General features: G+C 35.1%; 11 protein-coding genes. All 11 read left to right on the plus strand.

Translation table 11 applies throughout. From position 1 onward, the window contains the following. The 11 genes from GHT08_RS17630 to sigF all read left to right on the plus strand — a co-directional run bounded on the left by GHT08_RS17630 (window position 1) and on the right by sigF (window position 9832). Window positions 1-1161, plus strand: coding sequence for an endonuclease Q family protein (locus GHT08_RS17630; protein ID WP_163582740.1), 1161 nt, complete (start codon window positions 1-3; stop codon window positions 1159-1161). 105 nt (window positions 1162-1266) lie between these two features. Beyond that, window positions 1267-1914, plus strand: coding sequence for a stage II sporulation protein M (gene spoIIM / locus GHT08_RS17635; protein ID WP_163582741.1), 648 nt, complete (start codon window positions 1267-1269; stop codon window positions 1912-1914). Window positions 1915-2017: 103 nt separating this feature from the next. After that, window positions 2018-2497 carry a ferric iron uptake transcriptional regulator gene (gene fur / locus GHT08_RS17640; protein WP_018931626.1) on the plus strand — a complete coding sequence of 160 codons (480 nt, stop codon included), beginning with the start codon at window positions 2018-2020 and terminating at the stop codon, window positions 2495-2497. A 63-nt stretch (window positions 2498-2560) separates the two neighbouring features. After that, a complete protein-coding gene (locus GHT08_RS17645) occupies window positions 2561-2779 on the plus strand; it encodes a DUF4227 family protein (protein ID WP_163582742.1) in 219 nt (72 codons plus the stop codon). Between the two features lie 12 nt (window positions 2780-2791). Then, a complete protein-coding gene (gene xerD, locus GHT08_RS17650; RefSeq protein ID WP_163582747.1) occupies window positions 2792-3679 on the plus strand; it encodes a site-specific tyrosine recombinase XerD in 888 nt (295 codons plus the stop codon). Between the two features lie 179 nt (window positions 3680-3858). After that, entirely contained in the window at window positions 3859-5034 is a 1176-nt protein-coding gene (gene deoB / locus GHT08_RS17655; RefSeq protein WP_163582743.1) for a phosphopentomutase, read from the plus strand. 171 nt (window positions 5035-5205) lie between these two features. After that, window positions 5206-6507: a pyrimidine-nucleoside phosphorylase gene (locus GHT08_RS17660; RefSeq protein WP_163582744.1), complete on the plus strand. Its 1302-nt coding sequence runs from the start codon at window positions 5206-5208 to the stop codon at window positions 6505-6507. 453 nt (window positions 6508-6960) lie between these two features. Beyond that, entirely contained in the window at window positions 6961-8154 is a 1194-nt protein-coding gene (locus GHT08_RS17665) for a D-alanyl-D-alanine carboxypeptidase family protein (protein WP_163582745.1), read from the plus strand. Between the two features lie 131 nt (window positions 8155-8285). Continuing rightward, entirely contained in the window at window positions 8286-8639 is a 354-nt protein-coding gene (gene spoIIAA / locus GHT08_RS17670; protein ID WP_018931620.1) for an anti-sigma F factor antagonist, read from the plus strand. Further along, complete coding sequence (gene spoIIAB, locus GHT08_RS17675; protein WP_018931619.1) at window positions 8636-9076, plus strand: anti-sigma F factor; 441 nt, start codon at window positions 8636-8638, stop codon at window positions 9074-9076. The genes spoIIAA and spoIIAB overlap by 4 nt, the downstream gene beginning before the upstream one ends. A 9-nt stretch (window positions 9077-9085) precedes the next feature. Next, window positions 9086-9832, plus strand: a complete 747-nt coding sequence (gene sigF / locus GHT08_RS17680) for an RNA polymerase sporulation sigma factor SigF (protein ID WP_018931618.1) — start codon at window positions 9086-9088, stop codon at window positions 9830-9832. Window positions 9833-10200: the final 368 nt, after the last annotated feature.

The raw sequence follows: 10200 nt of genomic DNA on the forward strand, positions 1-10200 counted from the left end.
ATGCTAAAAGAATTTTTTACCGATTTACATATTCATATTGGACGTAATTTAAAGGGGAAGCCAGTGAAGATTACTGCTTCCCAACATTTAACATTGATGAATATTATGCAAGAGGCCAGTGAACGGAAAGGGATAGATATTGTCGGTGTTATTGACTGTCATGCTCCAACGGTTCTAAACGAGGTTGAGCTAGCTGTTGAACAAGGGAAGGCAGCGGAACTAGCAGATGGTGGTGTTCAATTTGGGGACACAACGTTAATTTTAGGTAGCGAAATAGAGGTATATGACAAAAACTGTAAAGGACCGATACATGTGTTATGTTTCTTTCCATTTATTCGAAATATGAAGGCATTTTCCCTTTGGCTGTCTTCACATATGAAAAATAATGAACTAAGTTCACAACGTTATTACGGTGATGCTGTTACTTTACAAACAAAAACACATGAGCTGGATGGGTTATTCATTCCTGCCCATGTTTTTACACCATTTAAGAGTCTGTTCGGGAAAGGAGTAGCTTATTCTTTAACAGAGGTATTAGATCCAGATCAAGTGGACGCCATTGAACTTGGTTTAAGTTCTGATACCAAGATGGCTGATCAAATTGAAGAATTACACCGGTACACGTATTTAACGAATTCAGATGCCCATTCGTTGCCGAAAATAGCAAGAGAATATCAACAGTTACTTTTAGCAGAACCAAGTTTTAAAGAATTAAAAATGGCATTAAATAATGAAGCTGGGCGATGTGTTAACCAAAATTTTGGAATGAATCCTAAATTAGGAAAATATTATGCAACAGTATGTGCCAACTGTCTTGCCTCATTTAAAGGAGACGAATGTTCTAAATGCGGTTCTAGTAAATATGTTAAAGGTGTATCAGATCGAATACGAGAATTAGCTTCCGATCAAGTTACTGCTAGTAAGCGACCAGATTATATATATCAAGTACCACTTGAATATTTGCCTAAACTGGGGCCAAAAACGATGGACAAGTTGTTAGATCATTTTGGTAACGAAATGAATATTATTCACTATATTCCAGAAGTTGATTTAGCAAAAGTTGTTGGAGATAATCTCGCTGAAATGATTATTAAATTACGTAAAGGGAAGTTAATGGTGGCTGAAGGTGGAGGCGGACGATATGGAAAAGTTGAAAGTTGACCGTAATAATATTATGTAAATTTAAAATAAACTCTAGTTGTGTTCTATTTCTATTATTCCAATCATAGATTGGAAACGAGAACATAATTAGAGGATGTGAATGAATTGAAACTACCAAAAAGCAGAAAACCCATCTCCAATCATCTTGCAAAATACCATACCATCTATATATTTACGATTATTCTTTTTATAACCGGGATCATATTTGGCGCAATTATCGTCAACAGTATGAATTTTGTTCAAAAAGAAGATTTATTTTTTTATTTAGAACGATTCTTTCTTGGTTATTTACAAGATGAAGATATATCGAAACAAGCATTATTTCAAAATGCAATATTTTATCATATTCAATTTCTATCTTTGCTTTTTTTTCTGGGATTAGCGGTTATTGGATTACCTATCATTTGGGTGTTATTATTTGTCAAAGGAGTAGCAATCGGATTTACTGTTGGTTTCTTTGTTAATCAACTAGGTATCAAAGGATTGTTGTTCTCATTCTCTGCAATAGCACCACAAAATTTGATTCTCATTCCAATCTATATAATGGCTAGTAGTTTTGCTATGATATTCTCATTAACTTTGTTACAGAGTATGTTTTCGAGACGTTATAAACAACCGATTTTACAGATATTTTACCGATATACTGCTGTTTTCATCTGCTTAATGATCGTGGTTAGCATTGCAGCTTTATTGGAATCGATAGTTTCATTTGAAACGATGAGATTAATATCTGACAGATTTATTAATTTATAATAATTATTAAAAAATAAGAGTTTATTAAAGTTTTTTATAATTATTTTAATTGACACCTTACATTGGAATATTTATAATGTACATATGTAAGGAGGTCTTCATTATGGAACACCGATTAGACCGTATTAAGAAGGAATTGCACGCTCAAAGTTATAAATTAACTCCACAGCGTGAAGCAACTGTCCGTGTATTATTGGAAAGAGAAGAAGACCATCTTAGTGCGGAAGATGTTTATTTATTAGTAAAAGATAAATCACCTGAAATAGGTTTAGCAACTGTATATAGAACTCTAGAATTATTAACAGAATTAGAAATTGTCGATAAAATTAACTTTGGTGATGGGGTTTCTCGCTACGATCTTCGCAAAGAAGGGGCAAAGCATTTCCATCATCATTTGGTTTGTACGGAATGTGGATCAGTAGAAGAAATAATGGATGACTTGTTGGAAGAAGTCGAGCAAATTGTTCAAACTGATTGGGGATTTATTGTCAAAGATCACCGATTAACATTCCATGGAATATGCCAAAAATGTCAAGATCGAATTTGTCGAAATTGTGAAGCAAAAAAATTATCCGCTAAATAGGTATATTTTTATATAATATCGGTATAAATTCTAATAGAGTCTATTCTATTAGGAGAATGCCATATGTCATCCATTGTAAAAGTTTTTTTTGAAATGATGAAGTTTTTTATTATTTTTGTGTTGTGCACCATTTTGTTTTATTATGTGATCAAAGCGTTACATCAAGAGTATGAAAAATTAGATCGCTATGAGTATCCTCAAGGAAATGCTGTAAAAGTGTTTCAGCAGGAAGAGCCCGATGTTTGGGAGCGTTTGAGTATCTTTTTTCGATTGGGAGAATAAATCATGGATGAGATGCAATATCCAGTAGAAGAGTTTTTTCACTTTTTAAAAATAGAAAGAGGATTATCTGATAATACCTTGCAAGCTTATAAACGAGACCTTCTCAAGTATTATCATTTTCTTAAGGAAGAACGAGAACTAACGGAATGGAAACAGGCTGGTCGTCATGATATTATGCAATTTTTGTATCATTTGAACGACCAGGGTAAATCAGCCGCTACTATCGCAAGAATGTTGTCCACTTTAAGACTATTTCATCAATTTTTAATAAGAGAATATCAGCTGAAAGAGGACCCAAGTTTACATATTGAAACGCCAAAAGCAAACCGAAAATTGCCAAAAGTGTTATCTGCAAAAGATATAGATAAATTACTAAATATTTCAGCTGTAGATAAATATTCCATACGTAACAAAGCGATGTTAGAAACCCTTTATGCAACAGGGTTGCGTGTTTCAGAACTGATTAACTTAAAGATGAACGATTTGCATTTAACAATGGGATTTGTTCGCTGTTTTGGAAAAGGATCTAAAGAACGGATTGTTCCTTTAGGTGATATTGCTAAAGATGCTTTAGATTTATATATTCAATCTGCTAGACACGATTTAGTTAAGAAAAAGCAAACCGAAACAGTATTTGTCAACCATCATGGAAACCCATTGTCACGTCAAGGGTTTTGGAAGATTATTAAAGAGGTTGCCAGAGATGCAGGTATTGAAAAGGAGCTGTCACCACATACATTACGCCATTCCTTTGCAACACACCTGCTAGAGAATGGCGCTGATTTAAGAGCAGTCCAAGAAATGCTTGGTCATGCAGATATATCTACAACTCAAATCTATACCCATGTTTCTAAATCTAGATTAAAAGATATTTATAAAACACATCATCCAAGAGCTTAAATTCGTCACGATTGTCATCGTGGCGATTTATTTGTTTACATAGGTATATTGATTTAGCTTCTTATTTGTTCCTCTATCATAACAATTATTCTACAACATCGCAGATTTCATTAATGAATATACTAATATGAGGCATACTACGTTGATAGGGAGGGTATGGAAGAATAGGAGGGATTAGCATGCCAACTTTTAATCGAATCTTTTTAATTGTACTTGATTCTGTAGGTATAGGAGAAGCACCTGACGCGGCAGATTTTAATGACATTGGTGCTGATACATTAGGTCATATTGCCGAACATCGAAATGGATTGCATATGCCTTATATGGGAAAACTGGGTTTAAGTAATATAAAGGAAATTAACGGCATAGAAAAGACATCTAAGCCAAAGGCTCATTATACGAAAATGCAAGAAGCGTCCAATGGAAAAGATACAATGACAGGTCATTGGGAAATGATGGGCCTCTATATTGATACTCCTTTTCGAACATTTGAACAATTTCCTGAAGAGTTAATTAAAACGATTGAACAGAAAACGGGAAGAAAAGTAATTGGCAATAAACCAGCTTCAGGTACAGAAATTATTAAAGAATTAGGTCCAAAACATATGGAAACAGGAAATCTTATTGTTTATACTTCAGCTGATTCCGTATTACAAATTGCAGCCCATGAAGAAATTATTCCAGTAAAAGAGTTATATGAAATTTGTGAGTTTTGCCGTGAACTGACTTTAGACGAAAAATATATGATCGGGCGTGTAATTGCCAGACCATTTGTCGGTGAGCCAGGTCATTTCGAACGGACTGCTAATCGACATGATTATGCCCTAAAACCTTTTGGATATACTGTTATGAACTCTTTGGAAGATGGTGGCTATGATGTTGTTGCGTTAGGTAAAATTACGGATATCTATGATGGTGAAGGAGTCACGGAATCAATTCGAACAAAAGATAATGATGATGGGATGGATAAATTTATTCAATCAATGGATAAATCGTTTCACGGTCTGAATTTTATAAATTTAGTTGATTTTGATGCTAAATATGGCCATAGAAGAAATCCAGATGGGTATGCAGAAGCGCTAGAAAAGTTTGATCAATATTTACCGAGAGTATTAGATAAATTACAAGAAGATGATTTACTTATCATAACAGCAGATCATGGTAATGATCCTACTCATCACGGAACAGATCATACGAGAGAATATGTACCGTTACTTGTTTATCATCACGGGATAGATGTAGGAAAAGAGTTACCTGTAAGAGAAACATTTGCTGATGTTGGAGCTACAATTGCGGACAATTTTAAGGTGAAACGTTCCCAATATGGTAAAAGCTTTTTGAGCGATATAACATAAGAATTTTAATTTCTTAATTGCTTACCCTTACTTAGTAAGGAGTATAAAGATTGATAAAAGAAAAAGCTAGTCCGATTCTTTGGCCTTCAGGTTGAACCTTGACTGCTAACAAAATGGAAGAATAGGTAAAAGAGTAATTGTGTAAATAACTTCAAAAAAGAGGTGACTGGAATGAGAATGGTTGATATTATCGCCAAAAAGCGAAATGGTGATACGTTAACAGAACAAGAAATTTCTTTCTTTATCAAAGAGTATATGAAAGAAAATATTCCCGATTATCAAGTGTCTGCATTGATGATGGCAATCTATTATCAAGGGATGACACAAGAAGAAACGGCATCCTTAACGAAAAACATGGTTGAATCCGGTGATATTATTGACTTGAGCGCTATTAAAGGTCATAAAGTAGATAAGCATTCAACTGGTGGTGTCGGTGATAAGACAACTTTTATCGTTGGTCCTTTAGTTGCTGCAGCAGGTATTCCAGTAGCAAAGATGTCGGGAAGAGGGTTAGGTCATACCGGAGGGACTATAGATAAGTTAGAATCCATACCTGGCTTTAAGGTCGAATTAACAAACCAGCAATTTATTGATAATGTCAATAAATTCAAGTTATCTGTAGTTGGCCAAACAGGAAATTTAGCCCCAGCTGATAAGAAATTATATGCTTTACGAGATGTTACAGCAACAGTTGATTCAATTCCATTAATCGCAAGTTCGATCATGAGTAAAAAAATTGCTTCAGGAGCTGACAGTATTGTCTTGGATGTTAAAACAGGTTCAGGGGCTTTTATGAAATCATTGCAAGATTCTAAACGATTAGCGAAAGAAATGGTAACGATCGGTAATCAATTAGACAGACAAACCGTTGCCGTGATCAGTGACATGAATCAACCGTTAGGATTTGAGATCGGAAATGCCAATGAGGTAAAAGAAGCAGTTGAAGTATTACAAGGAAAACGAATAGAAGATCTTCGAGAATTAGCAATTGAACTTGCGGCTCATATGACAATATTAGCTGGTGTGTATCAGGATTATTCAGAGGCAACACAATCATTAGAAAGTTTAATTGATAACGGTGACGCGTTAAAATGCTTTATGGACTTTATAGAAGCACAAGGCGGTGATATAACAGTTATTAAAGACCTGTCTCAACTCCCCGGATCATCTTATCACATGGAAGTGAAAGCTGATCAAGGAGGCTATATACATGAAATGGAGGCAGATGAAATAGGGGTAGCAGCTATGCATCTAGGTGCTGGACGAGCAACCAAGGATGATGCTATTAATCACGGGGTTGGCATTACCCTCCAAAAGAAAATTGGTGATTATGTAGACAAAGGCGATACTCTAGCTATCTTAAACAGTGATCAAGAAGATGTCGAACAAATCATCTCTATTGTAAAAAATGCTTATACGATAAAACTTGAAAAAGCAACCCGCCAAAAAATGATATATGAAGTCATAAAATAGGGAGTAGAAAAGATAGCGACGATGTTCGCTATCTTTTTTGCTGTATGTAGGTTGAGAAAGTATATAAGCCTTTTCATTTCTTTATTAAAATGAGTAAAGTGCTTTGTGAAACAGTTTTGTATAAGAAGTGTTAGTTTCTATAACAATTTTTACCGCTAGCATATTGGGTTTTTAACAGATTTCACAATGGGGTGATGGTTGATGTAAATAATAAACCCAAATGTTACTTATATTGTGGTTAGCTAACGTAGGTTGCCGAAGTGTGGGGTAAATACTAATATGATATTTCAAAATTATCAGATCGCAGTAGTGCTCATCATAGTCTTAATGGTGTACTAAGGTTTTATTGATATGGATAGAGGTTTTGCTGTCTTTTTTAAAATATTTCAAAGTAAAAGTTATACTTTTAGATTATTTTGGAAAAAATAGAAATGTTATAAATCGGAGGTGAAGATGTTGAAAAGAATAAGCATAATGATACTCATTGTTATAAGTATGATGGTGATCGGTCAAGGAAACGTATTTGCTCATCATGAAGAGAATCACGTATCAAGTGAAGTAAGTGAAAGTGAATCATTAGATTTAGCCACAAATTCGAAATCAGCGATACTTATCGAGCGTGATACAGGTAATATACTATATGATAAAAATTCTAACGAAGAATTACCACCAGCTAGTATGACTAAAATTATGACTATGCTACTAATTATGGAAGCTATTGAAAAGGGTGAATTATCCTTAGATGAACAAGTCAGAGTCAGTGAAAATGCTGCATCAATGGGGGGATCACAAATCTTCCTAGAAGCGGGAGAAGAAATGTCAGTAGATGACTTGCTAAAGGGTATTGCTATTGCATCAGGTAATGATGCTAGTGTGGCAATGGCAGAAAGAATTGCTGGCAGTGAGCAAGTTTTTGTGGAAATGATGAACGAAAAAGTAGAAGAATTAGGGCTTAAATCTACCAATTTCCAAAATTCAACTGGCTTACCTGCAGAAAATCATTATAGTACTGCTCATGATATGGCCATTATGGCTAAGGAGTTACTAAAGTACGAGGATATTACACATTATACAAGTATTTATGAAGATTATTTGCGTAAAGACACTGAAGATGAGTTTTGGCTTGTTAACACCAATAAACTAGTTCGTTTCTATGAAGGTGTAGATGGTCTGAAAACAGGATATACAAACGAAGCAAAATATTGTTTGACGGCAACCGCAGAGAAAAATGGTATGAGAACTATAGCTGTTGTTATGGGAGCAGAAAGCACGAAAGATCGAAATAGTGATGTAAGCCAATTGTTAGATTATGCTTATGCGAAATTTGAAACAAAGCCATTATATGAGAAAAATCAGGCAGTGACGTCGTTTGAATGGTTAAAAGCAAATAAACAGAAGGTGGATGTAGTTACCAACGACTCTGTATCCATTCTATACCCTAAAGGAACCAATTTAGATGAAATCGATACGAAAATAAAAATTAATCAAGATGTAGAGTTACCGCTAGAGAAAGGAACAATGGTTGGTAAGCTCCAAGTGGTAGAGGGAGAAGACATTATTAGTGAAACAGATTTAATTGTATTAGAAGATATTAAGCATGCTAATGTACTTCAGCTGTTTAAACGAACATTTCAATCATTCTTTTAACGAAATGGAAAGAATAAAGTGGGTCGAATTTAAGCTTATTTAGACGATTTCATTCTAGTTTTGTCAATAAGCAGGATTATGGATGAGAGATATAGAAAAAAGTAATACAGAAAAAACTGGGAGGGAAATATATGCAATTACAGACTCAATTTACTGTAGTCGAAGATGTTTTAATCGTCCGATTGGATGGTGAACTAGATCACCATTCTGCTGCTCGATTAAAAATAGAATGGCAAGATCGCCTGCATCAAGAGGGGATTAAGCACGTCATTTTAAATCTTGATGCCTTACATTTTATGGACAGTTCAGGTTTAGGGGTTGTATTAGGGCGTTATAAGGAAGTAAAGCAATTAGGAGGAGAAATGATTGTTTGTTCTGTCAACCCAGCAGTAAAAAGGTTATTTAATATGTCGGGATTATTCAAGATTGTTAGGCTAGAGTCAAATGAAGATTTTGCTCTTTCCAGTTTGGGGGTGGCATCATGAATAATGCAATGGAATTAAAGTTTAGAAGTGTCAGTGAAAATGAAGCATTTGCTAGAGTTTCAGTTGCTGCATTTGTATCACAAATTGATCCAAATATGGATGAATTAACAGAAATCAAAACTGTTGTTTCGGAAGCAGTAACCAATGCTATTATTCATGGTTACGAAGAGGACCCAAACCAATACGTCTATATCTCTTGTTCCTTAACTGATCAGACATTATCCATTTTAATTGAGGATGAAGGAATGGGAATTGATAATATCGATTTAGCGAAAGAACCACTATATACCTCTAAACCAGAACTTGAGCGGTCGGGAATGGGTTTTACTATTATGGAAAACTTCATGGATAAAGTCGAAATTATTTCACATCCAGGAGAAGGCACAAAGGTGAGAATGACAAAAGATTTTCAAACTAGCAAAACCATGTGTAATTAGGTGATGCCTATGAAAACACAAATGTCTAACGCATCACCTTTAGATGATAAAGATGTAAAGAGGTATATCCAGTTAAGTCAACAAGGGGATGAGGAAGCGAGATCATTATTGGTAGAGAAAAATATTCGCCTTGTTTGGTCTGTTGTTCAACGTTTTCTCAACAGAGGTTATGATCAAGATGATTTGTTTCAAATTGGTTGCATCGGTTTACTAAAGTCAATTGATAAATTCGACTTAGAATACGATGTCAAATTCTCCACTTATGCTGTACCGATGATAATTGGTGAAATCCAACGTTTCATACGAGACGATGGTACAGTAAAAGTTAGTCGTTCCTTAAAAGAAATTGGCAATAAAATAAGAAGGGTAACAGATGAGTTAACAAAAGAACTCGCTCGAGCCCCAACAGTACAAGAGATTGCTGAAAAGCTAGATCTTACGCCTGAAGATATCATCCATGCGCAAGAAGCGACAAAGAAACCGCAATCCATACATGAAACCGTATATGAAAATGACGGTGATCCTATTACGTTACTGGATCAGATTGCAGACGTCAATGACAATTGGTTTGATAAAATGACAATGGAACAGGTTATTAAAGACCTAGATGAACGTGAGCGGTTGATTGTATACTTAAGATATTATAAGGATAAAACCCAAACAGAGGTTGCAAACCGACTGGGAATTTCACAAGTTCAGGTTTCCCGAATAGAAAAGAAAATATTAGAAAAAATAAAAGAAGAAATCACAAATTAAGATTATCCTCCGGGATAGTCTTTTTTTATGGAATATTTACATAATATCCATAAACTGCGAAGTACCTTGGACATGGATTTGCTCTCCTCCATATGCATTTTGATGAGTGCTGCCATACGCTTCGGCAGAATACTGCGCTTTCCGTGGGCTGTTTTTAGCTAACTTGGTCAAGAAATCCACTTTACCAAGTGGATCTTCAGCTCGCGTGAGTTCCCACAGGAGTCTCCGTATTCTGCCTCCGCTATTGTTGTGTTCTGGTTATAGAAAGGATAGAACTCATGGAACTACATATGGTGGAGAAATCGACTGGTTGATTTTGGATTAGTGTTGTGGAGCAAATCTTAACGAAGGCCGCCCACTTCCACTCC

It is taken from the genome of Gracilibacillus saliphilus (assembly GCF_010994085.1).
In the GTDB taxonomy this organism is placed as follows: domain Bacteria; phylum Bacillota; class Bacilli; order Bacillales; family Amphibacillaceae; genus Gracilibacillus; species Gracilibacillus lacisalsi.

Bases quoted from the DNA above. Each gene is read 5' to 3' on its own strand.
- GHT08_RS17630 (WP_163582740.1), top strand. From the start codon at position 1: ATGCTAAAAGAATTTTTTACCGATTTACATATTCATATTGGACGTAAT.
- fur (WP_018931626.1), top strand. From the start codon at position 2,018: ATGGAACACCGATTAGACCGTATTAAGAAGGAATTGCACGCTCAAAGT.
- GHT08_RS17645 (WP_163582742.1), top strand. From the start codon at position 2,561: ATGTCATCCATTGTAAAAGTTTTTTTTGAAATGATGAAGTTTTTTATT.
- xerD (WP_163582747.1), top strand. From the start codon at position 2,792: ATGCAATATCCAGTAGAAGAGTTTTTTCACTTTTTAAAAATAGAAAGA.
- deoB (WP_163582743.1), top strand. From the start codon at position 3,859: ATGCCAACTTTTAATCGAATCTTTTTAATTGTACTTGATTCTGTAGGT.
- GHT08_RS17660 (WP_163582744.1), top strand. From the start codon at position 5,206: ATGAGAATGGTTGATATTATCGCCAAAAAGCGAAATGGTGATACGTTA.
- GHT08_RS17665 (WP_163582745.1), top strand. From the start codon at position 6,961: ATGTTGAAAAGAATAAGCATAATGATACTCATTGTTATAAGTATGATG.
- spoIIAA (WP_018931620.1), top strand. From the start codon at position 8,286: ATGCAATTACAGACTCAATTTACTGTAGTCGAAGATGTTTTAATCGTC.
- spoIIAB (WP_018931619.1), top strand. From the start codon at position 8,636: ATGAATAATGCAATGGAATTAAAGTTTAGAAGTGTCAGTGAAAATGAA.
- sigF (WP_018931618.1), top strand. From the start codon at position 9,086: ATGAAAACACAAATGTCTAACGCATCACCTTTAGATGATAAAGATGTA.